Source organism: Winogradskyella echinorum (assembly GCF_014297365.1).
Taxonomy (GTDB): domain Bacteria; phylum Bacteroidota; class Bacteroidia; order Flavobacteriales; family Flavobacteriaceae; genus Winogradskyella; species Winogradskyella echinorum.
Window position 1 is genome coordinate 1100444 of record NZ_JACOQD010000001.1, and the last position, 25557, is coordinate 1126000.

29 protein-coding genes are annotated in these 25557 nt (G+C 32.0%); 4 read left to right on the top strand and 25 right to left on the bottom strand.

The annotated features are described in order from the left end of the window. The 21 genes from H8K90_RS04880 to H8K90_RS04980 all read right to left on the bottom strand — a co-directional run bounded on the left by H8K90_RS04880 (position 1) and on the right by H8K90_RS04980 (position 18082). Entirely contained in the window at positions 1-1020 is a 1020-nt protein-coding gene (locus tag H8K90_RS04880) for a sugar phosphate nucleotidyltransferase (RefSeq protein ID WP_186844801.1), read from the bottom strand. 35 nt (positions 1021-1055) lie between these two features. Then, positions 1056-1490 carry a dUTP diphosphatase gene (dut, locus tag H8K90_RS04885; RefSeq protein WP_186844802.1) on the bottom strand — a complete coding sequence of 145 codons (435 nt, stop codon included), beginning with the start codon at positions 1488-1490 and terminating at the stop codon, positions 1056-1058. Between the two features lie 85 nt (positions 1491-1575). Continuing rightward, on the bottom strand, positions 1576-3036 hold the full coding sequence (locus H8K90_RS04890) for an oligosaccharide flippase family protein (protein WP_186844803.1): 1461 nt from the start codon (positions 3034-3036) through the stop codon (positions 1576-1578). 113 nt (positions 3037-3149) lie between these two features. After that, complete coding sequence (locus H8K90_RS04895) at positions 3150-3686, bottom strand: hypothetical protein (protein ID WP_186844804.1); 537 nt, start codon at positions 3684-3686, stop codon at positions 3150-3152. A gap of 104 nt (positions 3687-3790) precedes the next feature. Beyond that, complete coding sequence (locus H8K90_RS04900) at positions 3791-4225, bottom strand: hypothetical protein (protein WP_186844805.1); 435 nt, start codon at positions 4223-4225, stop codon at positions 3791-3793. Positions 4226-4326: 101 nt separating this feature from the next. Next, complete coding sequence (gene atpG, locus H8K90_RS04905; RefSeq protein ID WP_186844806.1) at positions 4327-5190, bottom strand: ATP synthase F1 subunit gamma; 864 nt, start codon at positions 5188-5190, stop codon at positions 4327-4329. A gap of 91 nt (positions 5191-5281) precedes the next feature. Continuing rightward, complete coding sequence (gene atpA / locus H8K90_RS04910; RefSeq protein WP_186844807.1) at positions 5282-6862, bottom strand: F0F1 ATP synthase subunit alpha; 1581 nt, start codon at positions 6860-6862, stop codon at positions 5282-5284. A gap of 53 nt (positions 6863-6915) precedes the next feature. Continuing rightward, positions 6916-7452 carry an ATP synthase F1 subunit delta gene (atpH, locus tag H8K90_RS04915; protein ID WP_186844808.1) on the bottom strand — a complete coding sequence of 179 codons (537 nt, stop codon included), beginning with the start codon at positions 7450-7452 and terminating at the stop codon, positions 6916-6918. A 5-nt stretch (positions 7453-7457) separates the two neighbouring features. Next, positions 7458-7952, bottom strand: coding sequence for a F0F1 ATP synthase subunit B (locus H8K90_RS04920; RefSeq protein ID WP_186844809.1), 495 nt, complete (start codon positions 7950-7952; stop codon positions 7458-7460). 111 nt (positions 7953-8063) lie between these two features. After that, positions 8064-8273 (bottom strand): ATP synthase F0 subunit C, encoded by a 210-nt coding sequence (gene atpE, locus H8K90_RS04925; protein ID WP_186844810.1) that lies wholly within the window; start codon positions 8271-8273, stop codon positions 8064-8066. 30 nt (positions 8274-8303) lie between these two features. Further along, positions 8304-9386 (bottom strand): F0F1 ATP synthase subunit A, encoded by a 1083-nt coding sequence (gene atpB / locus H8K90_RS04930; RefSeq protein ID WP_186844811.1) that lies wholly within the window; start codon positions 9384-9386, stop codon positions 8304-8306. 146 nt (positions 9387-9532) lie between these two features. Then, the gene (locus H8K90_RS04935; protein ID WP_222611308.1) at positions 9533-9928 is read right to left on the bottom strand and encodes a hypothetical protein; all 396 of its coding nucleotides are present in this window, start codon (positions 9926-9928) and stop codon (positions 9533-9535) included. 8 nt (positions 9929-9936) lie between these two features. Then, positions 9937-10209, bottom strand: a complete 273-nt coding sequence (locus H8K90_RS04940) for an AtpZ/AtpI family protein (RefSeq protein ID WP_186844812.1) — start codon at positions 10207-10209, stop codon at positions 9937-9939. Continuing rightward, a complete protein-coding gene (locus H8K90_RS04945) occupies positions 10151-10591 on the bottom strand; it encodes a bactofilin family protein (protein ID WP_186844813.1) in 441 nt (146 codons plus the stop codon). The genes H8K90_RS04940 and H8K90_RS04945 overlap by 59 nt, the downstream gene beginning before the upstream one ends. A 21-nt stretch (positions 10592-10612) precedes the next feature. Then, positions 10613-13183 (bottom strand): type IX secretion system periplasmic lipoprotein PorW/SprE, encoded by a 2571-nt coding sequence (gene porW / locus H8K90_RS04950; RefSeq protein WP_186844814.1) that lies wholly within the window; start codon positions 13181-13183, stop codon positions 10613-10615. A gap of 224 nt (positions 13184-13407) precedes the next feature. Continuing rightward, positions 13408-14130 carry an ABC transporter ATP-binding protein gene (locus tag H8K90_RS04955; protein ID WP_186844815.1) on the bottom strand — a complete coding sequence of 241 codons (723 nt, stop codon included), beginning with the start codon at positions 14128-14130 and terminating at the stop codon, positions 13408-13410. 22 nt (positions 14131-14152) lie between these two features. Beyond that, positions 14153-15631 carry a DUF5687 family protein gene (locus H8K90_RS04960; protein WP_186844816.1) on the bottom strand — a complete coding sequence of 493 codons (1479 nt, stop codon included), beginning with the start codon at positions 15629-15631 and terminating at the stop codon, positions 14153-14155. A 62-nt stretch (positions 15632-15693) separates the two neighbouring features. Further along, positions 15694-16386 (bottom strand): hypothetical protein, encoded by a 693-nt coding sequence (locus H8K90_RS04965; protein ID WP_186844817.1) that lies wholly within the window; start codon positions 16384-16386, stop codon positions 15694-15696. Continuing rightward, positions 16383-17102 carry a hypothetical protein gene (locus H8K90_RS04970; protein ID WP_186844818.1) on the bottom strand — a complete coding sequence of 240 codons (720 nt, stop codon included), beginning with the start codon at positions 17100-17102 and terminating at the stop codon, positions 16383-16385. The genes H8K90_RS04965 and H8K90_RS04970 overlap by 4 nt, the downstream gene beginning before the upstream one ends. Beyond that, a complete protein-coding gene (locus tag H8K90_RS04975) occupies positions 17102-17746 on the bottom strand; it encodes a hypothetical protein (protein WP_186844819.1) in 645 nt (214 codons plus the stop codon). The genes H8K90_RS04970 and H8K90_RS04975 overlap by 1 nt, the downstream gene beginning before the upstream one ends. A 3-nt stretch (positions 17747-17749) precedes the next feature. After that, entirely contained in the window at positions 17750-18082 is a 333-nt protein-coding gene (locus tag H8K90_RS04980) for a PadR family transcriptional regulator (protein WP_186844820.1), read from the bottom strand. A gap of 115 nt (positions 18083-18197) precedes the next feature. On the opposite strand from H8K90_RS04980, the gene H8K90_RS04985 reads away from it, so the two are divergent. After that, complete coding sequence (locus H8K90_RS04985; RefSeq protein ID WP_186844821.1) at positions 18198-19256, top strand: ferredoxin--NADP reductase; 1059 nt, start codon at positions 18198-18200, stop codon at positions 19254-19256. 18 nt (positions 19257-19274) lie between these two features. Here H8K90_RS04985 and H8K90_RS04990 read toward each other — a convergent pair whose 3' ends face one another. Both H8K90_RS04990 and H8K90_RS04995 read right to left on the bottom strand, forming a co-directional pair. Continuing rightward, positions 19275-20294 carry a glycosyltransferase family 9 protein gene (locus H8K90_RS04990; protein ID WP_246457518.1) on the bottom strand — a complete coding sequence of 340 codons (1020 nt, stop codon included), beginning with the start codon at positions 20292-20294 and terminating at the stop codon, positions 19275-19277. A gap of 41 nt (positions 20295-20335) precedes the next feature. After that, positions 20336-20944, bottom strand: a complete 609-nt coding sequence (locus tag H8K90_RS04995) for a DUF4254 domain-containing protein (protein WP_186844822.1) — start codon at positions 20942-20944, stop codon at positions 20336-20338. Between the two features lie 74 nt (positions 20945-21018). On the opposite strand from H8K90_RS04995, the gene upp reads away from it, so the two are divergent. Next, entirely contained in the window at positions 21019-21678 is a 660-nt protein-coding gene (upp, locus tag H8K90_RS05000; protein WP_186844823.1) for a uracil phosphoribosyltransferase, read from the top strand. Here upp and H8K90_RS05005 read toward each other — a convergent pair. Beyond that, positions 21667-22584 (bottom strand): DUF6427 family protein, encoded by a 918-nt coding sequence (locus tag H8K90_RS05005; RefSeq protein ID WP_186844824.1) that lies wholly within the window; start codon positions 22582-22584, stop codon positions 21667-21669. The two genes, upp and H8K90_RS05005, sit on opposite strands and share 12 nt — an antisense overlap. 68 nt (positions 22585-22652) lie before the next feature. Here H8K90_RS05005 and H8K90_RS05010 point away from each other — a divergent pair, with 68 nt between their 5' ends. Continuing rightward, entirely contained in the window at positions 22653-22880 is a 228-nt protein-coding gene (locus tag H8K90_RS05010) for a DUF6341 family protein (protein ID WP_186844825.1), read from the top strand. Here the strand turns inward: H8K90_RS05010 and purD are convergent. Next, a complete protein-coding gene (gene purD / locus H8K90_RS05015) occupies positions 22875-24146 on the bottom strand; it encodes a phosphoribosylamine--glycine ligase (RefSeq protein ID WP_186844826.1) in 1272 nt (423 codons plus the stop codon). The genes H8K90_RS05010 and purD overlap by 6 nt on opposite strands. 85 nt (positions 24147-24231) lie before the next feature. Here purD and H8K90_RS05020 point away from each other — a divergent pair, with 85 nt between their 5' ends. Next, the gene (locus tag H8K90_RS05020) at positions 24232-25542 is read left to right on the top strand and encodes a phenylacetate--CoA ligase family protein (RefSeq protein ID WP_186844827.1); all 1311 of its coding nucleotides are present in this window, start codon (positions 24232-24234) and stop codon (positions 25540-25542) included. Positions 25543-25557 lie beyond the last annotated feature (15 nt).

Genomic DNA, 25557 nt, shown 5'->3' on the forward strand with positions numbered 1-25557 from the left:
TTATTCCATTATTGTATAATCACCTATGCTAATCTTAGTAAACTCTCCATTATACTTTACGTGGTTACCAATCATAGCTTCGTCTAAATTAGCATTTTTAATACTTGTTTTGTTTTGTATTAAGCTATTTTTAACGGATGAATTTTCAATAACGCAATCTTTACCTATAGAAACGTTTGGTCCTACTGTTGTGTTGCGCAAAACTGTTCCTGATGCAATAAAACATGGTTCAATAATTTTTGAGTTTTCTATAACAACAGAATCATCAATCAATTGTTCTTCTCCGTCTGATGCTAAAAAGCCTAACATTTTAGTATTAGTTTCTAAAGTCACAGCTTTGTTTCCACAATCCATCCATTCGTCAACAGTTCCTGTTTTAAATATTTTGCCATCAGCCATCATACGTTTAATACCATCATTTATTTGGTACTCTCCACCATTCATCACGTTTTCGTCTAAAACTTCTTGCAATTTAGCTTTCAAAACTGCTACATCTTTAAAATAATAGATCCCTATTACGGCTTGATCGCTTACAAAAGTTTCTGGCTTTTCTACTAGCTCAACGATATTTTCATCGCTGTTTAATTTTACAACACCATAAGCTTCTGGGTTTTGCACACGCTTTGTCCAAATAACACTATCTGCTGTTGGATCTAAGTCGAATTCTGCTCGTATCAAAGTATCTGCATAAGCAATTACTGCAGGACCAGAAAGTGATGGTTTAGCACTCATAATAGCATGCCCTGTACCTAAAGGTTGATCTTGTCTGTAGATTGAAGCTTTTGCTCCCAAACCCTCTGCAAGTTCAGTTAGGCTAGTAACGACTTCATCTCCAAAAAATGCTGGATCACCTAGTACAAAAGCAATTTCTTCTATAGGTTGTTTTAAAACTTTTGCAATATCCTTTACTAGGCGATGCACTATCGGTTGACCTGCAACAGGAATTAATGGTTTTGGTACTGTTAAACTATGTGGTCTAAGGCGAGACCCTCTGCCTGCCATTGGTACTATTATTTTCATTCTTAAAATGTATGTTTGTGTATTTGTTGATTCGTTTATTTAGTTCCTGTACTGCCAAAGCCTCCTTCTCCTCTGTCTGTAGAGGACAATTCTGTAACTTCTTCCCAATCAGCACGTTCGTGTTTCGCTATGACTAATTGAGCAATACGCTCACCATTATTAATTGTAAAATCTTCGTTTGATAGGTTGACTAAAATAACACCTATTTCCCCTCTGTAATCTGCATCTATTGTGCCAGGAGCATTAAGTACTGTAATTCCTTTTTTGGCCGCTAGACCACTTCTTGGACGTACTTGTGCTTCAGTGCCAATTGGTAACTCTATAAATAAACCTGTGCCAACTATTGTTCTTTCTAATGGTTTTAGTATTCTTGATTCCGTTAAGCTTGCACGTAAATCCATACCTGCTGAGGCTATGGTTTCGTATTTTGGTAAATCGTGTCTTGATTTATTAATTATTTTAATTTTCATATTGCTTTCCCGTAATAGTGGGAATTTTTTAAATTATACTTTTATTTCTTGAGATTCTTCGTTATCAATCAGAAAGACATAATATCTATCTTTTTAAAGCCTGTTTTAGTTGGTTCTTTTCCAACATAATAACTATTCCCAAAAATACAATTAACATCGCAATTCCTATAACATATTCTCCGCGATATTTATAAAATGAAAGTGACGATAAACCGATAGAAACGAATAAGTATAACCCTATTTTCTTGAGATTATAGGGAATTGGATAATATTTCCTTCCAAAATAATAAGATAACAACATCATTACTGCATAGGCAATAAGTGTTGCTACTGCAGACGCTCTATAAGAATAGGTCTCAATAAACATAAAGTTAATGACAAGTGTTACTAAGGCTCCAACAACAGAAATGTAGGCGCCAAACTTAGTTCTGTCGGTTATTTTATACCAAACTGAAAGGTTGTGGTATATCCCTAAGCAAAAGTTTGCCAAAAGTATTATTGGTACAATCCACATGGCTTCCCAATAAGCTTCACTTCTGATAATAATAGGTTTTAATACATCTGCAAATACGACAACAGCCAACATTATTATTGAACCAAACGCCACAAAAAACTCTAAAATATTAGCATAGTTTTTTTGTGGGTTCTTAGTTTTTGCATGACTGAAGAAATAAGGCTCAATACCTAAACGATATGCTGTAGCAAAGAGGGTCATGAATAACGCTAATTTGTAACATGCTGAGTACATTCCGATATCATTGTCGGCAACATCAGCAGGTAATAACTCTTTCAGCAAAATTCTATCAAAAGTCTCATTGACTGAAAATGCAATGCCAGCTACCAAAACTGGAATTGCATAGCGCATCATTTGTTTCCAAAGGGTTTTATCAAACTTATACCTAAGTTTGGTATAGAAAGGAAGTAATACTAATAGTGTAACTGCACTAGCAACTAGATTGGCAATAAAAATATAACTGATTTCGAAGTTGGGTTTGTATATAGTTTCAAAAAAACCGCCACTGTCAGCTAAGTCTTTTAACTTCAAAAGAAAGAATAAGTTTAGACCAATGTTAATAATAACATTGAAAATTTTAATGATAGCAAAGCGCATCGGTTTTTCATTAGCTCTTAACCATACAAATGGAATAATTACTAACGCATCTAAAAGTAGTATCCATATAACTAGGTTAATATACTTAACATTTATATCGATGAAACTCGCGATTTGATTTTGAAAAATTAATGCTAAAAAAAAGAATCCTAATGACGATACGGTTAAAGATATTATTGACGTACCAATGACCTTTTCCTTATCATCTGATTTATTAAAAAAACGAAAAAACGCAGTTTCCATTCCATAGGACAAAACCACATTTAATATAATAAAATAAGAAAAAATCACCGAGATTTTTCCATATTCTGCTGGGTTTGCAAGAACAGCTTGGCTTGTGTAAAGTGGTACTAATAAAAAACTCAACATTCTAGGCAATACAGTTGCTAAACCATAAAAGAATGTTTGCTTAAAAAGTGATTTAAATCCGCTCAATTTAATAAGTAATTGTCTGGCTCAAAAGTATTAAATATAAATGGGTCTTGAGGTTAGATAAAATAAAAAAGCCTCACAATAAGTAAGGCTTTTATTAATTATAAGTCTAAAATCTAGTTATCACTCTCTTCTTCATCTAATGACGCCATACCTTCAGAGCCACTTTTAGTGTAAATAGAAGGATGTCCATTTTCATAATACGTACCAGCGTATTCGTTAAGTGATGTAATTTTGTAATACTTAATTTGTCCGTTTTCTGTATAACTTAAAACACATTCGTTGTCATTAAGTGTAAACGGATAATCAGCAGGTTTTTCAGGTTTTTGAAAGGTGTAATTCGTTGAAGGGTTCTTTAAAACCGCTACATATTTACCTTCTTCCTTAACAAGTTTACCTTTTAAATTTCTGAAATAAATGTCTTTAAAAACAACATTTTCTTTCACATCAGAAATAGGTACAAAAACATTGATACCAGTTCCTCCGACTTTAATTCCTGCATACCATTCTTGAAAAGAAACGGGTTTCACAGTAAATGACGTTGGTTGTTCAAAAGTAGTCGTTGCTACTTCTTTGGGGCTTGCACACTGAAATGTAGTTGCAAAAATACCAGTAAAAACGATGGCATAGCATGCCTTTTTTAATAGTTTCATCTTAAAATAGGTTAAGTTTTGGAGGGGCAATATATACAAAAAATTTAAATACATCGTTAAAAAGTACTTTTTATCGACGAAATGCAATTATATAACCGTGGTTTTTAATTATTTGGATGAGAAATAGGATAGTTTAACGGCGTTTTTTCTGTTAAATTAGATATCTTAAAATATAAGGTTTCTTCTTTATATATGTAGCTTACAACACAATCGTTATTGCTTAAGTTAAAAGGAATCTTAGACCTTGTAACGTTAGATCTATATTTTCCTACATATAAATTTTTATTATTAGGGTAAACGAAAAGTTTGGTAACACTTTCTCTAAAATATATACTATCTAATTGAATTGATGCATCATTCAACTCAATGAAGATTTTAATCCCTGATCCACCTTCTTTAATACCTGCATTCCATTTTTGGAAATAAGCATCCTTAAATTCGCTCGGAATAGCTTTTTGAAGTTTTGGTCCGCTAGCACAATTAAATAGGCTTAATAACAGTATTAATACTAAAACTGATGCATTATTTATAGTTTTCATATTATAAATATAGGTTTTAAAATTAATGCCATAAAAAAACCTAACTCGTAAAAGTTAGGTTTATAAAATTTTATATACTGAAACAGGTTCAGTAAAACATATTAATTATTCAATGCCTCAGCGCCACCAACAATCTCAAGGATTTCATTTGTAATAGCCGCCTGTCTTGCTTTGTTATATGTTAACTTTAACTGATCTCTCAATTCTGTTGCGTTATCCGTTGCTTTGTGCATAGCGGTCATACGCGCACCATGTTCAGAAGCAAAAGAATCTCTCACACTCTTATATAATTGTGTTTTTAACGATTTAGGAATTAAAGTCTCAACGATTTCTTGCTTAGAAGGCTCAAAAATGTAATCTGAATTTACATCAGCTTCGTCACCTTCAATAGGAACAATTGGTAAAAATTGTTCTGTCATTACAATCTGAGTCGCAGCATTTTTAAAGCTATTATAAACTAATTCTACTTTATCGTATTCACCTTCAACAAACTTTTCCATTAACATTTCGGCAATGTCAGCAACATTATCGAAAGTTAAATCATCAAATACTTCACTCTTATTAGCTATAACTTTATCTTGTTTAGCAAAAGCGTCATTAGATTTTTTACCAATAGCTACAACAGAAACGTTTTTATCTCCATATACATCATTAATTAAGACATTTGTTTGCTTAATAATGTTAGAGTTAAATGCACCACACAACCCTCTGTTAGATGTAATCGATACGATTAAAACATTCTTAACTTCTCTTTGTACTGAGTACTTGCTTCCTGAATCATCATCTAAAGTTGCACTTAAACTCTGTAGTAATTCTGTTAGCTTATTAGAGTAAGGACGCATTGCAGTAATAGCATCTTGTGCTTTCTTTAACTTTGCAGCAGATACCATTTTCATGGCACTAGTAATCTGCATCGTTGAAGATACTGATGATATTCTGTTTCTAATTTCCTTTAAATTCGCCATATTCTCTTTTTGTCATTCCGCAATTGATACGGAATCTATTTTAGTTAAATTTCAAAATATGAGATTCCTGCTTTCACAGGAATGACAACAACTATCCTCTAAACTTACTTGAAAGGTCTTTGGCTACACTAGTTAATGTATCAATTACCTCATCAGTTAATTTACCAGCCTTAAGTGTGTCTAAAACACCTCTATGCTTAGCGTTTAAGAATTCTATATAATCTCTTTCAAATTCTTTTACTTTCTCTACAGGAACATCTCTTAATAAGTTCTTAGAACCTGCATATATGATAGCAACCTGATCTTCTACAGTAAACGGATCATTTTGTGCTTGTTTTAATATTTCAACATTACGTTTACCTTTATTAATAACGTTTAATGTTGAAGCATCTAAATCTGAACCGAACTTAGCAAAAGCTTCTAATTCACGGAACTGAGCTTGATCTAATTTTAATGTACCAGATACTTTCTTCATTGATTTAATCTGTGCGTTACCACCAACACGAGATACAGAAATACCTACGTTAATTGCTGGACGTACACCAGAGTTAAATAAATCACCATCTAAGAATATCTGACCATCTGTAATAGAAATTACGTTGGTTGGAATATAAGCTGATACATCACCTGCTTGAGTTTCGATAATTGGCAATGCCGTTAATGAACCACCACCTTTTACCATTGGCTTAAGCGTATCTGGTAAATCATTCATTTCTTTTGCAATAGCATCATCATTGATAATTTTCGCTGAACGCTCTAATAAACGAGAGTGTAAGTAGAAAACATCACCAGGATATGCTTCACGTCCTGGAGGACGACGTAATAATAACGATACCTCACGGTAAGCTACCGCTTGCTTAGATAAATCATCATAAATGATTAATGCAGGACGACCAGTATCTCTAAAGTATTCTCCAATAGAAGCTCCTGTCATAGGTGCATATACCTGCATCGCTGCAGGATCTGATGCGTTAGCAGCTACAATTGTAGTATAAGCTAAAGCGCCTCTTTCTTCTAATGTTTTCGCGATGTTTGCAACTGTTGACGCTTTTTGTCCAACAGCCACATATATACAATATACAGGCTCACCTGCATCGTAAAATTCTTTTTGATTTAAGATGGTATCAATACAAACCGTTGTTTTACCTGTTTGTCTATCTCCAATAACCAACTCACGTTGTCCTCTACCAACCGGAATCATAGCATCAATTGCCTTAATACCTGTTTGTAATGGTTCTGTTACTGGCTCTCTATAGATAACACCTGGTGCTTTACGCTCTAATGGCATTTCATAAGTTTCACCAGAAATAGGTCCTTTACCATCAATAGGGTTACCTAAAGTATCTACAACACGTCCTACAATACCCTCACCTACTTTTACAGATGCGATACGCTCAGTACGTTTTACTGTAGAACCTTCTTTTACTCCTACTGAAGTTCCTAAAAGTACGATACCTACGTTATCTTCTTCAAGGTTAAGTACGATACCTTCTGCACCGCCATCGAATTCTACTAATTCACCATATTGCGCGTTAGCTAATCCGTAAGCGCGTACAATACCATCACCTACAGTTAATACTGTTCCTACTTCGTCTAATGAAGCTCCTGCTTCAAAACCTGAAAGTTGTTGTTTTAAGATTGCTGATATCTCAGCTGGTTTTACTTCTGCCATCTTATTTTAGATATTAGATTTTTTATCACTTCGACTACGTTCTGTGATTAAAATCAATTTAATTTAAATTCTCTTTTTAATTTATCGAGTTTATTTGAAATACTAGCGTTATACTGAATATCACCAACTCTTAGAATGAAACCACCTAAAATGCTTTCATCTATTATATTTTCTACTTCTGCTTCCTTACCCGTAAGTTCTTTCACTTTAGCTAATACTTTAGTCTTTAAATCTGCCGTTAATGGTACTGCGGTAGTTACTGTTGCCACTTGTGTACCTCTCAACTGATCAAATAATTGAGTATAACTAGTAGCTACATCATTTAAAAGTGCTAGTCTCTTATTAGAGATTAAAGTATCTATTAGATTTGTAGTAGCCACATTTGCATCTTTAAATACAGACGTGAGTACTGCTTTTTTATCTGAAGATCTTACAACAGGACTTTGAAGCATTTGATTTAAATCTTCACTCTGAACAATTGCATTGGTGATAGATTTCATATCACTATTTACAGCTTCAGCAGATTTATTATCTGTCGCTAAGCTTAAAACCGCTTTTGCATATCGTATTGCTGCTCTTGATCCTGACATGTATCTTAGTTTAAAGTTGCTTCACCTAACATGTTTTCAACCAACTTAAGTTGCTTGTCTTTGTTAGATAATTCTTCACGTACTACTTTTTCTGCTATATCTATTGATAAACCAGCAACATGACTTTTTAATTCTGCCATAGCTGCTTTCTTTTCGCTTTCGATTGCTGCTTGCGCCTGCTCAATCATTTTACTTGCCTGAGTTTGGGCTTCTTCTTTAGCGTCTGAGATGATTTTGTTCTTCATATCTCTAGCATCTTTAAGCATTGCTTCGCGCTCATTGCGTGCTTCTTGTAAAATACGCTCATTATCCGCTTTAAGATTTTCCATTTCTTTACGTGCACTTTCTGCAGAAGCTAAAGCTGTTCTAATACCTTCTTCTCTATCTTCAACCGCACCTAAGATTGGTTTCCAAGCAAATTTTCTTAATATAAAAAGTAAAATTGCAAACGTAACTAGGGACCAAAAAACGAGTCCAAAACCTGGTTTAATTAATTCCATAATGTAATTTCTTTTAAACTTAAATTTTATTCTCCTAGGCTATACCACAGAGAATTAAAGAAAAACTACAGAAGTAGCCAACCGCTACTTCTGTAATCTTATCTAATCATCTTACTTAACGATTAATGCTGCAACAACACCAAATAAAGCAACAGCTTCTACGAAGGCTGCTAAGATAAGTGCTGATGTCTGAATTTTTCCTTGGATTTCTGGTTGACGAGCCATAGCGTCCATAGCTGATCCACCGATTCTTCCAATTCCCATTCCAGCTCCAATTGCTGCTAAACCAGCACCAATTGCTGCGATTCCTGTAATAGTCATAATATAAAATTTAAATTAATAATATTAAGTTTAATGTGCGTCCTCAACCGCCATACCAAAGTAAAGCGCAGATAACACTGTAAATATATAAGCTTGTATTGCTGTTACTACAATTTCAATGATTCCAATAAATAATGCAAATCCTACAGAAACCGGCGCAACGGCTATAGTTTGAAATATAAAAATTAACGACATTAATGCTAGTATAATAATGTGACCAGCTGTAATATTTGCAAACAAACGAATCATTAATGATATAGGTTTTACAAACATACCAACTATCTCAATTGGCATTAAAAATATTTTCATTGGCACTGGTACACCTGGCATCCAAAAAATATGCTTCCAGTAATTTTTATTACCGCTAAATGTTGTGATTAAAAAGGTGCAAAGTGCTAAGGCAAATGTAAACGCAATATTACCACTTAAGTTAGCTCCGTTAAAAAATGGAATTAACCCGAATATATTATTTATCCAGATAAAGAAAAATACTGTTAACAAATATGGCATAAAACGCTTGTACTTATGCTCTCCTATCATTGGCTTTGCTATTTCATCTCTTACAAACACTACTAAAGGCTCTACAAAACTAGCAATACCTTTAGGTACATAGTCTCCTGACTTTTTATAACGTCTAGCAGCAGTTAAAAAGATTAATAATAACACTACAACAGAAACCCACATCATAAACACATTTCGTGTTATAGAAAAATCCCATGGACGTTCCGCGTTTGTTGGATGATGCTCAGCGTCGTAAGTTACTGCTGTTTCACCATCATTTAATTTGTAGATTTTTTCGTGAATATTTACAAAACGTTGCCCATTCTTTTCTACAATAACTTCACCATTATAATCGTGATGAAATTCTGAAGACATAAAGGTTGTTAAACCTTTGTCTGTATATAAAATTATAGGAAGTGGAATAGAATATGAGTGTCCATTATAATCGAAAAGATGCATACCATAAGCATCCTTTACGTGGTGCATAATCATTTCTTTAGCATCGAATTCTTTTTCAGAATCACTGTCTTTGGAGTTGCTTGCAAAGCTGAAGCTAAAAACTGATAAAAACAGAAGTGTAAATGCTACGCGTTTAAAGGTGTAAAATGTCATTATATACGGCTTTAATATACCTTACTTTAAATTCCGTGCAAATGTACGCACATTAAATGAAATGACAAACATTATTTTAACGTTAATTTTTAAGCTGATTTCAGTTTAAAAATCAAACCTTTAATCGTTGTAAATAAACCTTATAACTATGTTTTTTGAAGAAATTTGGTTAATGAGAAAACTTCAAAAAACAAATACATGAAATACGGAATGAAAAAATTAAAAACATCTGGCTGTTTGTTTTCAAAATCCGACAGCAATAATGGTAATAAAAATAATATGGCTAATATCATTTTTAAAAATGTTAATACCATAAACAAATTGAAAACATTCTTTTGTCCGTTAGAAAATTTATAATTAATAACTGAATAAAAAAGTAATGTTATAAATACATGAAATGTATAAACTTGCCAAATTGGAAAAAAGAACAAAACATCCTTAGCAAAGTGGTATAATAAATAACTATGAATAGCAAATAATACTACAGACACTCCTACTAATTGTAACAAAAATGTAATTTGTCTTTTCTTAAACTCTTCCATTATATTTTCTAATTGTCTTTTGAGCCCGCAATAATACGTCTTATTACAAAAACTATTGATATAATAACGGACAATAAAGATAGAACTATTGTATATACATTGTGCTTATTTGGGTATAGTTCATCTAACTTAACACCAGAATACGACCCTATGCCTATAATAGCAATCATTTGAAAAGCAATTCCCGAAAAACGAGCATAAGAGGCCGATTTTAGCTTGTCTTTACGGTCGTTGAGCTGTTTGTTGGACTGGTTTGGCTGCTTGTGGTTTGGCTGGCTCATTTGTTAGTGATTTTACAGATCCTTTCATACTACAAGTAGCATTAAAAGTAGCTCCTGGTTCAACAGCCAATTTACTTATATGTACTTCTCCTTCAATATGAGCAGTCGATTTTAAAGATAATGTACCAGATAAAATAAGTTTACCAGAAAATTTACCTTCAAAATCTGCATTTTCACCTTGCAGTGTACCTTTTATAAATCCTGATTTACCAACCACAACCTTACCCGAAGTTTTTACGTTACCTTCAACAGTTCCGTCGATTCTAAAAGGGCCTTGGCTAGCTATATCTCCCACTATTTTAGTGCCTTGTGCTATTATGTTCTGCTGAGTACTTGTTTCCATAGTTGTTTGTTTAGGTTTTTTGTTGTCTGAAGAAAACATGATTTGTTTGATTTTTTTAAATTACTGTAATTTTAAATACGCATTTAGGTTTTTATGTCGTTGAATAATAGCATAGTTTGGTGACGAAATCGCAAAGTATTCTTTTGTGATTTTTGGCTTTATAGGTCGTCCTCTTTTATCCTTTTCATCAGTTAGAAGGAATTGTGCAAAACCTCTAGCTCCTTCAATACTTTTTAAGCCATGCACTACTACAAAGGTAGTGTTTTCGTCATAAAGATCTCTTGAAGTTTTTAAATCGAAATATGCAATTTTAGCGACCTCTTCGTCTAAAGTTTTGATAAATGCTTCAATATCCTCATTAGAATTATTGTCAAATTTATATATAACATTAAAGTTTTGTGCTTTATCATCTGATACAAATTCCTTTTTGGCTAAAACCGGAATTGCATTTTTTAATAGATCTTGTGCCTTTTTACCTTCTTCTGAATTGGGATAAGTTAAGGCAATATAATCAATACCTTCTTTATAAGCTTTAAAACCATAAAGCCTGCCTTTTGCAGATGCTTTTAATATCTCAAACTTAGGGACAAAGTCGTCCCCTTCTAACCGTTTAATTTGTTCTTCTGCTCTGGCGATTACCTCAGCATAGTTTTCACTTTCAAATTGCTTATAAAGATTTGTATAAATAAATTCTGGACTGTTTTCGTCTTTAGATAATTCTGATTGTGGGTTTAACAGAATTTCTGCATATCGAGAATCTGCATAGTTTTTAATAATATCTTCTCTTACAACTTCAGCTTTTCTGTTTAAACCTAATTCTATATAAATTCTATAAAGATTATATTTTGAAGGTAAAATTAAACGATCTTCTGGATTGTTTTCTAGTAGTGTTTCTAATTTAGTTTTAGCTAATTGAAACTCTTTAAATTTCTCCTTATAAATTATGCCTAGTTGATAATACGCAAAGTTTCGTTCTTTAGAGATACTATCTATATCACTTTGTTTTGTGGGAAGTGCTGCTATATAAGTTTCTGGATTATATAGTTCGTTATTAGCTGAATCCGTTGACACCACTTCATCTTTAATGTTGCCATTTGCACTTGCAAATTGGTCTGAAAGTCTCCAGTTATCCTGAAATTTTCGGTTTCCCCAAAGTTTTAAAAACTCATTTTTACCATAAGCTACAGTGGTTTGATTATAAAAATAAAAACTACTATTTCCGTTGTTGATATTAGTTGAAGGTTCTCTTGAAATACCTGGAGGACCTCCAGCACTTCTCGTTGTTCTTTGACTTAAATTAGTTGCTTGTGCTGATTGATTGTTTTGTTTCTCTAAAGCTTCAGCCTTTAGACGTTCCTCTTCTAAAGCCTTTATTTTTAAGTTTTCAGTGTATTCTGTATAAAAAGCTAACTGCTCTTCTCTAGGGAGACTAATAATTTTTAAAATACTATCGTTAGTTTGTGCAATACCTTCATAATAGATTACATCATCGAGATTCTCTCGCTTTCTTTTTATAACTCTATATGGTTTTGAGTTTACAACCATAGCTGTCATTGTACTATCGTAATAAGCTCCTGCGGTTTTATAACTATTACGATCAAAATACATATTGCCTAAAGTCTCATAATTTAAAGACTTTAAGTATTTATCTGAAGTTATTTTTCTAAGCGACTTATTATAATATGCTTCTGATAAACTGTCGGAACTATTATTGCGATGAAATTCAGCTATACGATAATATATTTTATCTAAAAAAGGTCTGTTTTCTCTATTTTCCTCCAAATCTGTTAGATATTCTTGAAACTCAATAAGATCACCATTTATTTCGTCAAAATTATTTGACTTTTGGATATGTGCATTAATATAAAACGATCTTGGAATTTGGCGATGCATATCTATAATAGCATCAAACTCTATGTTTGCACTGTCCTTTTTCCCAGCCTCATCATATAATTGACCTCTTATAAAATGATAACGTGCTTTTTCATTTTTAATTTTAGTCTGCTCTGCAGCAATTTTTAACTGAGCTAGCGCACTATCTTTCTGTTTTAAGTTTAAATACGCCTGAGCTAAAGCTGCTTTAGCATCAGCTAAATCTTGATCTTCTAATTCTTCTTCATCCAGAAGTCGTTCTAGTTTTTTTATGGCACCTTCGTTATTGTCTAATCGAATACTCGCTTTTTCGCGCCAGATTTTTACTTGGTTAATTTTATCACTAGTAGGATATTTATTTAAAATATTATTAAATGCAGCTAATGCTGGCACAAAACGTTGATCGAAATAACGTGCTTTTCCTAAAAGTAAATAGGCTTCGTCAATCTGTGGGTTTTTTTCTTTGCCATCAATATTCATCCCATGAACCTGAATTGCTTTAATAGCTTTTTCTTCAGCACGATCAAAATCTTCATTTTTAGATTGCCCAGGAAGAAAAATATCTTCCTGTACTTTCATCCGTTCTACAGGCAAAAGTTCCCAAAAATTTTCAGTGTACTGGTCGTTAAGTCCCTCTCTTCCTCGCTCTAATGCTAAATTACCGTTATAAAGTACATTGTATTTTGTGCCTAAAGCATGAAAATTTCTATTAATAAATGTGTCTTTTTTTCGTGAGCAACCTTGGGCAATAAATGCCATGCAAAAAAGCGATAGTATAATTTTGTAATAGGTCTTCAACGTTGGTTCTATTTGGTTAATAGATAACTAAAATGTTGGGCGTTTAGTGTGTTAAGTGGTAAAAATAAACATCTTTTTGAATTTTTGATGTTATTTCGAGGTTTTTCGAGGTTATGCAATGCTTTAAAGCAAAAAAAAGCTCGTAACTAAAATTAATTACGAGCTAAAATATAATGATTGGTTGGTTATTCTTCTTCTTGAGTAGCCATTGTTCCGCTTGCAAAATGTGCTTCGAGCTCTTTTAAAGTAGCAGGATTAGTTTCTAAATCCTTAATTATATTTCCTTTTTCTAAAACAACGATACGCTCGCAGACATCTGTAACATGCATTAAATCGTGACTAGATACTAAAACAGTAACACCTTGTTTTTCGGCTAAATCTTTAAGGATTTGCTTTAAACGTATTTGCGTTGTTGGATCTAAGTTAGCGAAGGGTTCGTCTAAAATAATAACTTCTGGATTGCCTATTAGTGCTGCTACTATTCCTGCTTTTTTCTGATTTCCTTTACTTAAATCTCTTAGATATTTTTTCTTTCCTATAATTTCTCCATTAAAAAAATCTTCAAATTTAGAAGTAAGCGCATCTACATCTGCTTTATTCTGCCCGCGTAAATCACCAATAAAATAGAAATATTCTTCTGGTGTTAAATACCCAATTAAGAAGCTTTCGTCAATAAAAGACGATGTATAAGGTTTCCAGTCTTCACTTTCGTCTACAACGACATTATTGTTGGTTATATTTCCTGTAGAAGGCTTTATTAAATCGAGTAATAAACTAAAGTAAGTTGTTTTACCAGCTCCGTTATTACCTACCAAACCAAAACTTTGGCCTTTAGGAATGCTTAATTCTTCTACATTAAGAACAGTTGTTCCGTTATATGATTTTGAAAGGTCTTTTGTATATATCATGATTTGTGAATCTTATATGTTATTAATTATCTTGACTAAAAGCGTCAATCATTTTGTATTTAGAATCGAGGTATTTTTTTGTAATGAGCGTCATTAATTTTTTGTGGAGTACAATTCCTGTAACGCCTAGAACGATTAATAATGCTACTGCTGCTTCAAAACCTACTAACCAATTTGTAAGTCCAAATAATGCCATAGGCAATACCATGAGCGGAATACCAATTAGCCATTGTACAGCGCCAGTACCTTGATAATTAAAGGCTGCTTTTTTATCTAAATCAATTTTTTTTCTGTTGAAAGAACCACCATATAAAATGACATGAGAGTTAACACCAATGTTATAAATAGCTGCTGCGAAATGTGCTATTAAAATTTTCCAGCCGAAATACACATAAGGAATCCCTAAAATAAATAATATGGCCACACTCATTATCATTAATATAAATTTAGAACGTAAATACTGCTCGTATTTAATGTTTTGACTCATCAACATTTTATAATACCCACTATCCCAAGCAGGAATGAATTGCCCAAAATTGATTAGGAAAAACCCTGTTGAAAATACTCCTATAAATGCAAACATAAACTCCATGTCTCTATACATAGGTTGTGGGTAGAAGAATAAGCCATAAAGTAAACCAATAAGCAAAAGCATAGCCATAGATTTAGTTCGCTTATTTCTCCATATGAGTTTTAAATCTAGCTGCATAAAAGGTGCAATATCGCCAAAACGATTAGTCCAAGATAAATCTGCTGCTTTTACTTCAGTCACTTTAGATTTTAATGAACTATCTAAAAACAATTTTCCTTTTAGGATTTTATAATTATAGATATAGCAGAGTAACAAAACGGCTATTGGTATTAGAATTAAAATTGGTTTGTTAGCTATACTCAAAAGACCATCACCAACAAGTGATCTCATCGGTAGTATATTAAAATAATCTAACCCATATAATACGCCAACTACTGCTATTACCGGTAAAAATGATAATTCTGTTTCTGCAGAAAACGCCTCAATAATAAAGTTTATAAAATTTATTATAAGAACAATCAATATCATTGTAAACATCCATGTCAATACCATAGAAGTATCATAACCATTAGATAATAGTGAAATACTAAAAGGTATAATGGCAAACAGGGGTAAAAAATTGAAGAAAGATAAAGCAGACTTTCCTAGCACATAATTTACTACTGTAGAACGTTTAATTGGAAGTGTAAGCAAAGGCTTAACACTCATTACGGGTAGTTTCTGTAAAAAGAAACGCATTAAGAGATCTCCTATAATCCAATAGAAAATAAAGTTATTTACTACAGTAAATGGGTCTTGATCTGGAACCAAATTTCCTAATATCTTAAATAGAAAAGCCCCAAGAAAAAGAAACATACCAACAAAATAAAGAGCAAAAAACACCATTAGGATATTTATTGCTATGCTTTTTTGCCAATAAGAAGAACGGAAATATTGCTTCCATTCTAGGTTAATGAAATGTTTTATCATAATGTTATTTGGTTGGTTTGTATGTTGAGTTAGTATTGCTTTTCTGTAATTTGTTACAGATTCTAAATGAATTTATATTCTGGATGCTGTTTTGCTGCCTCAATTCTAAGTTTCGGTGAAACTATATATATTGAAACATAAAGCGCTAATGCAAAGGAAATAATTAAAACCGAGCATATTAATTCTTGAAGGGTATTCCATTGTAATTTGCTGTCGAAAATAATACTACAATACAATCCTATATTTAAAATAGAATTTAGACCACCTAATTGTAATGTTGCATTATCAAACAACCATTTTTTACCAGTTTGTTTTTTAATACGTTTCATTGATTTTATTCTAACTCTAAAATAATATAGTGGTATCGTAAATAGAATAATAAATGTTGGAATGATAATGACAAACCTGTTTTCAACATTATGAAGAGCGACATAATAAACCCAAATTAAAAACAGCGTCAATATAATTTTTGGTAACCTAAAAAAGTCCTTAAAATACTTCCACACTAATTTTCGGTAGCGCTTATTAAGAGCTTTTGTTTTTTCTTCAATAACATCAGAAAAACCCATGATGCCAAATTTTTTAAATTCAGAATTTAAGGCAGAATCGAAAGTTGCATTAGGGTTATGTTTTAAGTGTTCTTCTATACCGTTTGCTAAATGATCCACGAGTTCCGTTTGTACATCATACCATTCGACATAATGCTTTTGGGTGAAAGTGTAGAGTTGTTGTATTTGTAGTTGACTTAGTCTCAAGATATTAATAATTTATAACGCGCTTTGACCGTATTCAACACTTCTTTATATAGATTAAAACTTGCTCTCGTTAAAGGGTAAACAAGTAAATAAAAACATATAATGTATCTATAATCAACTACACCATTAAAGGTAAATTCCTCTTTATAAAAATCTAATATTAACCCTTGAAAACATAAAAAGGAACTATTAAGTAAACCGACCATATTAGCATTTAATGAATGGCGAACTCCTTTTTTAAAAACATATTTAAACTTCAATAACTCTGGAATAACCAATGCAACTAACGTAATTAAAAGCGCTGTTTTTGGTTTGTATTGATAAGAGGCAAGTACTAAAAGAATAAGTATAATATATTCTAGAAAAAAACTGACGCTCATCAAAGTGTCCTTTAAAATAATCCAATAACGTTTTCTATTTTTTCTTCCTATCTCCTTTTGTTTGTTTCGAGTAAATTTTTTAAAACCAATATTACTTTGATATAAGCCTTTTGTTAAAACTTCCGTCTTAGAAACTCCAAATTCTATAAATTGATTTCCGAAACTTTTATGAATTTCTAATAACGCTTCGTTAAATGAAGTACCATCATTTGTTATTTTGTCTTCAACAGCAGATACAATGTGATCTAATAATTCTAGACGCACATCCCAAAACTTTACCTCGTTTTTAATGAGGTAATCATCAATGAATTTTATTTCATCCTTGGTAAGTTTCATTAACTAAGTTTATTAAACTTTAAATCATATTCCTTTTTATATGCATAAGCCGTAAATAGCAATGTGACAAAAAGCGTTATGAATAATGAAGAAATTAAAATAGTTATAACTACAGATTCGTTAAAAAAGCTAGAATTTCTAATTCCAAATTTTATTAAGAAATCTGTAATGTAGTATGTTGCTAAAAAATAAAAAGGAATCCGTTCTATAGCAGAATAGCGCCTATTTTTCTTTTTTATGTATATAAAATATAGAACAACAATTGCTATAAAAACGAATAAAGGTATATGTTTAATTACATTTACAAACTCAAAATATGTATTCAATAGAAAGATAATCGTAAACGCCAAAACCAAGGTTAACAATCCTGTTTTTGAAAACATGTTTATTATCCATTTGCGTCCAATAGCTTTATCAACTGCAGAAGTAAATTTTCTGTTTTGAGCTAACAAAATAGTTTTGTTTTTAACCATGTAATCTTTGAAGATATAATAAAAGTCTCGGGTGTCACCAGCTTTAATTTCAGATTCAATAGCAGAAGCAACGTGATCTACCATTTCCATCCTAATGTCTAAAAAAATAATATTAGAATTATCTAAATAGTTATCTATAAATTGTATGTGCTCTTTATTTAAAATTGACATAGCTTAAGCTAATTTAGGATTCACCAAAGCTTGCATGGTTTTAATATACTCTGCTAATTCTTGGAGTTTACTAACGGTTTCTTTAGTTCCGGTTTCGGTAAGCTTATAGTATTTTCGTAAGCGATTATCTACTTTAGCTACTTCAACATCCAAAAGCCCTTCGGCTTCTAGTTTGTGTAATGCAGGATATAAAGCCCCTTCAGTGATATTTAGCTCTCCTTTAGTTAAGGCTTTAACTTTTTGTGTAATTTCATAACCATACATTTTATCATGCTCATTCAACAGTTTTAAAATAATGGTATTTAAACTCCCTTTATATAATTTTGAATTACTCATAGTGAGACAAATATATACATAATTTTCTTATGTATAAGAATCTTAGGTATTATTTTAATCTTAATTTCTAGTTATAAAAAAAGTGCTTCCTTATTTTTGCATAAAATTTTTTTTAATGGCACAATTTCATTCACTCAGCATAAAATCTATAGATAAAGTAACTGCACAGTCTGTTGCAATTACACTAAATATACCTGAAAATCTAAAGGATGTATTCAGTTTTAAAGCAGGGCAATACATTACACTAAAAGCCACGATTAACGGAGTAGAGGTGAGAAGAGATTATTCCATCTGTTCTTCTAAAAATAGTGGCGAAGTAACCGTTGCGGTAAAAGCTGTTGAAGGTGGAACCTTTTCTGTATTTGCAAATTCTCAATTAAAAGCAGGCGACACTATAGAGGTTTCTGCTCCAAATGGCCGTTTTGTTTTTGAAGCTAACGAAGCAAAAACTAGAACTGTTGCTGCTTTTGCTGCTGGTAGTGGAATTACACCGATATTAAGCATTGCTAAAACTCTTTTAGAAGACGAACCGTTTAGTAATTTTATACTCGTTTATGGAAATAAATCTTCGGAAAACACCATGTTTTTTAAAGAATTAGTTGATTTACAGGGTTTATATGGCAATCGTTTTCATGTTCATTTTATTTATAGCCAAGCAAGAGAGGACGGAGCTTTACTTGGACGTATTGAAAAAAGCACCGTTAATCTTATTGTAAAAAACAAATACAAAGGGGTTACCATAGAAAAATTCTACCTATGTGGTCCTGAACAAATGATTCATACGGTTAAAGATGTACTAATTGAAAATGGAGTAAAAGAAAAAGCTATTTTGTTTGAATTATTTACTGCACCTGTAGAAACAGAATCTAGCTCTAATACAGAATCACTATCTGGAAATTCTAAAATAAAAGTTCTCGTTGATGACGAAACGTTTGAATTTGAAATGTCTAAAGAACAAACTATTCTTGAAGCTGCGTTAAAACAAGATATTGATGCTCCTTACTCTTGCCAAGGTGGTATTTGTAGTAGTTGTATTGCTAAAATAACTGAAGGTAAAGCTACTATGAGACAAAATAATATACTTACCGATAGTGAAGTTGCAGAAGGTTTAGTGCTAACATGCCAAGCACAACCTGCTACTGACGCTTTGGTTGTGGATTATGATGATGTTTAAAAAAGAGATCGCTTTGTTTTAAGAGTCAATACTCCTAATCTTTTCAATTATTTTATTGGAGGGAATTGAACCTGCTACGCTTTCGTAACCTTCAGGAAACTTATTGCCATAAACAGAAGTTGGTATCAATGGAAATTTATTTCTATCTGCTACAAGTGCATACTCTAATGGTTGATTAAATGGGGCAAAACCTGCAAAAGGATGTGTTACTCCCCAAATTGTAACTACCTTTTTACCTAACATAGCTGCTAGATGTGCATTGCCTGAGTCCATAGAAAGCATAACGTCTAAGTTAGAAATTAGTGCTAATTCTTCTTCTAGTTTTAGTTTTCCAGCTACGGAATGCACATTTTCATATTTACCTTCTAATTGATTTAAAATCTCAATTTCCTTTTTGCCTCCACCAAATAAAACCAAATTGTGTGTTTTTGAAAGTTCTGCAATAACTTCTTCCATTTGTTCCAATGGATACATCTTGCTTTTATGCGCTGCGAAAGGTGCAATTCCAACAGTTTTTTGTTCTTTGCTTGAGATAAATGAATGTAAGTTTTTAGTTAATGGTTTAACATCCGCAAAAGTGGGATTAGACAAGTCTATAGCAAAACCGAGATTCTCAAAAACATCTACATAACGTTGGTGTGTCGTTTTTAATTGTTGAAATGATTTCCCAGCAATTAAAGCTTTTTTTTCAGTTCTGCCTTTATCGATTTGCTCAACTTGTTTTCCTAAGAAAAAGAATTTTAAGATGTTGCTTCGAAGTACATTATGTAAATCTGCAACAGCATCAAAATGAAGCGATTTTAATTCTTTAGATAGTTTATATAACCCTAAAACACCTTTATGTTTTCCCTTTAGGTCTGCTGAATATACTTCAACATTTGTTAAATCTTTAAAAAAAGGTTTAAAAAATGCTCTTGTTAAGACTGTGATTTTTAATTCAGGATGTTGCTCTGTAAGCGCTCTTAAAACAGGTACAGTCATTGCCACGTCACCCATGGCAGAAAACCTAATAACAAGTATGTGTTTTGGTTTTGGCATTTTTGAATAGACCTGCTAGGTTTTTAAAAACCTGCGAGGTCTTATTTCTGTCCTCTTAAAACAGGGTTAAGCTCATCATCATTATACATCTTCATTTGCTTGTAAACTTTCATATACTTATCTCCATTGGCAATGTCAGCTAATAAATCGTCAATGGCTGTACTTAAATCTATGCGCTGTTCTAATAAAACATCTAACTTCTTTTGGCAGGCAGTCTTATGCGCATCACTTGCATCCTCTCTTATAGTTTCAACATGCATGTGATAAATTTTTAAAGCCAAAATAGATAAACGATCAATTGCCCAAGCCGGACTTTCAGAATTAATCTTAGCACTTGCCTTTACTTCAACAGATTTATACTTATCTAAAAAATAGCTGTCAATAAATTCAACCGTATCAGTTCTATCTTGGTTAGAAGCATCAATCTTACGCTTAAGCTTTAAAGCCGCAACAGGATCTATGTTTGGGTCTCTAATAATATCTTCGTAAGCCCACTGAACAGTATCTATCCAACATTTTCTGTATAATAAATGTGCAATTAAATCTTCATTTTTATCATACTTATTAGTAAATGACTGGTCTACCGTGTTTAAAACCTTATAAGTTTTAATGACATCTTGAAATATAGTATTAGCTTTTTCTGAAAACATAAATCAATTAATTTTTCTGGATATGCAAATATAGTTTGAATTATTAACTTAGCGCATCAACTAAAAGTCATTCTATGCATATTCATAATCTATCTAAAACGCCTTCAATATTAAATACTTTTATATCTGAACTTAGAGATAAAGTCATTCAAAAAGACAGTATGCGTTTTAGACGAAACATAGAACGTATTGGAGAAGTTCTTGGTTACGAGTTGAGTAAATCTCTTCATTTTGAAAACCGAAATATTGAAACTCCTTTAGGTATTTCTTCAACTCAATTGTATAAAAATGAAATTGTACTATGCTCTATTTTAAGAGCTGGAGTACCGCTACACAATGGTTTATTAAACTATTTTGATGCTGCTGAAAATGCATTTATTTCCGCCTATAGACATCATAAACATAACCCTGAAAGTTTTGAAATTGTGGTTGAATATTTGGCCTGCCCAAGTTTAGAGGGTAAAACGTTAATTTTAGCAGACCCAATGCTTGCAACTGGGCAATCTATGGTAGCTACATTTGAAGCTTTAAAACCATTCGGAACAGCAAAAGAAGTCCATTTAGTTAGTGTTATTGGTGCGCAAAAGGGTGTTGATTTTGTTTCGCAATCATTTAGTTCTGATACTCACCTTTGGATTGCAGATATCGATGATACATTAAATGATAAAGGCTATATTATTCCTGGTTTAGGTGATGCTGGTGATTTAGCTTTTGGAAATAAATTACAACAATAATGCTATAATTGGAGTTATAATTAACAGCCCTATAAAGACTTCTTTAAACCATCGCTCTGTTATAACTTCCATATAATTTGCCATTATTATTGAAAATGGTGCAAATAAAAATAAAAACTCACTTCCATTTTTTATTGGTGCTATAATTGCCACTAAAACGGCAATAATCGACGCCCAAGCAATTATAAAATAAGAAGGCTTTAACTTTTTATTCTTATCAGATAAAGTCCTAAAATAATAAATAAGAATCCAGATATAAGAAGTAAATAATACGGTAAGTTTAAGTATGTTTTCTGTACTGTTGTATGGTGTATAATCTAAGCTTGTATAACGTTCAAAATTTGAAGGTCTTATAAAAACATCATACATAAAAATATTATATACCATCAACAAAACCATTACCGTTGCTAAACCTGTAAGCGGAACAAGGGTGTTTTTTATATCGTTTTGAGAATAATAAATTAATGCTACAAGTACTAATGCAAAAAATAAAATTGACCAGAAATAAAATAATGTTGCCAAAGCAATCCAAAAGGCAGCATCAAATAATTTCTTTTTAATACTCAACTTAGAATGTAAACTAATTAAACGCCTTAAGGCAAAAAACACAAACAGATTAGATAATAATAAATCTGAATATTTCATAGCTTGTGGAAACAAACCAAACAATAGACCAAAGGTCATTATGGTATAACTATTTCTCTGAGTAAGGTCGTTTTTTGAAACAATAAAGTCTAGTAAAAAAATTAAAAATAAAGTAATCCCTAATTTAGACAGAGCAAGTAAAACGTTATTGAGATCATTAAAAAGTTGGGTGTAATTTGTAATTACAAAAAGCAAAATGACTACAACAACAACAATTATGATGTTTATAGGCTTAGATTTACTAAAAATGCTTGTAATCATTAACTCTTTTTGTATTTTTGTTCGATATTACTAGTACTAATTTTTAACTGGTGTAAATTTATAAAGTTATGAAAGATTTCTTTTACGCAATACAAGATTTATTTGTTGATGTTCTTTTTGCTCCACTAGATGCACTTAGGTCTCTAGAGTTAGAAAGCTGGTTTGCTGCGAATTTTATGTCGTGGGTATTTACAGCTATTGGCTTTGTTGCATTTGTTTATTGGATGCTTCAATTAAAAAAATACAACGATAATAACGAGGAAGACAAAAGTATTACTTCGCACTCTTATTTATAGATCGAAGCCAATATCTTTACGATAATACATCTTATCAAAATGTAGTTTTTCTATACTTTGGTAAGATTTTTTTATGGCTTCTTGGTAGGTGTTTCCATAAGAAGTTATTGCCATAACTCTTCCTCCAGAGGTAAGCACTTTACCTTCGAGTGATTTAGCTCCAGCATGAAATGCAATGGAATCAGTAATCTTTTCTACTCCTAAAATCTCTTTACCTTTTTCATAAGCTTCTGGATATCCGCCCGAAACTAACATTACAGTTGTAGCTGCACGCTCATCAATTTCAATATTAACGTTAGCTAACGTTTGATTAGTCATAGCCTCAAAAACCTCAACTATATCTGTTTTTAGTCTTGGTAATACAACTTCGGTTTCTGGATCTCCCATTCTTACATTGTATTCAATTACTTTTGGGTTGTCACCAACTTTAATTAAACCAATAAAAATGAAGCCAACATATGGAAGATTATCTTTTTTTAAGCCTTCTACTGTGGGTTTAATCACTTCATTTTCAATCCTATCTAAAAATTCTTTTGTTGCAAATGGTACAGGAGACACTGCACCCATTCCACCAGTATTTAATCCTGTGTCACCTTCACCAATACGTTTATAATCTTTCGCCGTTGGTAAGATTTTATAATCTTTACCGTCAGTTAACACAAAACAACTCAATTCAATACCATCTAAAAACTCTTCAATAACCACTTTGGTACTTGCATCTCCAAATTTAGAATCAATTAACATGCTTTTTAGTTCAGCTTTCGCTTCGTCTAAATCATTAAGAATTAAGACGCCTTTTCCGGCTGCTAAACCATCTGCTTTTAAAACGTAAGGTGGTTTTAATGTTTCTAAAAACTTATACCCATCCTCAACATTGTCTTTTGTAAAGCTTTCATAAGCTGCTGTTGGAATGTTATGACGCATCATAAATTCTTTAGCAAACTCTTTACTACCTTCTAATTCTGCTGCTGCTTTTTGCGGTCCAATTACGGCCACATTCTTAAGTGCTTCATCTTCTAAAAAGAAATCATGAATACCTTGCACTAATGGATCTTCTGGACCAACAATCACTAGCTCAATTTTATTGGAAATAACCGCATTTTTAATAGCCTTAAAATCAGTTACACCAATTGCTAGATTTGTTGCTATAGCTTCTGTTCCTGAGTTACCAGGAGCAACAAAAAGGTTTTTGCAACGGTTACTTTGTGCAATTTTCCAAGCAAATGTGTGTTCTCTTCCACCAGAACCAAGTACTAAAATATTCATGTGTAAAAATTCTTTGAGCAAAAATAATTGGTTTTAAGCTTAAAAAACAATTAATTTACAGAAACCTTAAAAGGCAATTAACACCTTGCGATTATTTGACTTTTCTTTAAAAGTAAACGGCTTTGATATAGACAAGGCAAAATCCTTATTGGCAGAAATTCAGGCTAAAAGTGATTTAGATTTTAAAGCCTATGTAGAAAAGCAGAAAAAAGCTATAATTTCTTACCATTTAAAACATAATGCGTTTTACAAAGATTTTGGAAAAGACATAGACTTAAATAACTGGGATTCTATACCAATCATTACCAAACGGCATCTGCAACAACCGATTGAACAACGTCTTTCTCATGATTTTACAACTAAAAATGTTTACTTAAACAAAACTTCAGGAAGCTCTGGAGATCCTTTTATTTTTGCAAAAGATAAATGGTGCCATGCTATGACTTGGGCAGAAATTATGAATCGTTTTTCTTGGTATGACATTGATTTTAACACAAGTAAACAAGCACGTTTTTACGGTATTCCTTTAAATAAAAAAGGCTATTATAAAGAGCGCTTAAAAGATTGGTTTAGCAACCGCTATCGGTTTTCTGTTTTTGATTTGAGCGATAAAGCATTTGAAAACGCTTTGAATAAATTTAAAACTTCAAAATTCGAATTTATAAATGGTTATACAAGTCCGATTGTACAATTTGCAAAATTTTTAAAGCAAAAAGGTACTATTTTAACTTCTATTTGCCCAAGCTTAAAGGTTTGTATTGTAACTTCAGAAATGTTATTTGAAGATGATAAAACGTTGATGGAAACTTATTTTGGTGTACCCATTGTCAACGAATACGGAGCTTCGGAACTAGATTTAATTGCTTTTGAAAATTCTAATAAAGAATGGCAAGTTAATAGTGAAACACTATTTGTAGAAATCTTAGATGAAAATAATACTGTTTTGCCTTATGGTGAAGAAGGAAGAATAGTTATAACATCACTTTATAATAAAGCACATCCTTTTATTAGATATGACATTGGAGATGTTGGGATATTATATAAAAACAGTACAACTAAAATACCTCTTCTTAAAAAATTAATCGGTAGAACTAATGATATTGTCGTTTTACCTAGTGGTAAAAAAGCTGCAGGACTTACGTTTTATTACATTACCAAAAGTGTCATTGAGAATGATGGTAATGTATCCGAATTTATTGTAGAACAAACACGTTTAGATACTTTTAAAATTAGTTATGTAAGTAAGATAGAACTTTCTGAAGCTAAAAAAACTATGATTAAAAATGAAGTCATTCACTATTTAGAACCTAATATTACTATTAACTTTGAACGAACAAAACAACTTATACGCTCAAAATCTGGTAAGTTAAAACAATTCACTTCTCATCTAAATTAAGGTAATATTGAATGA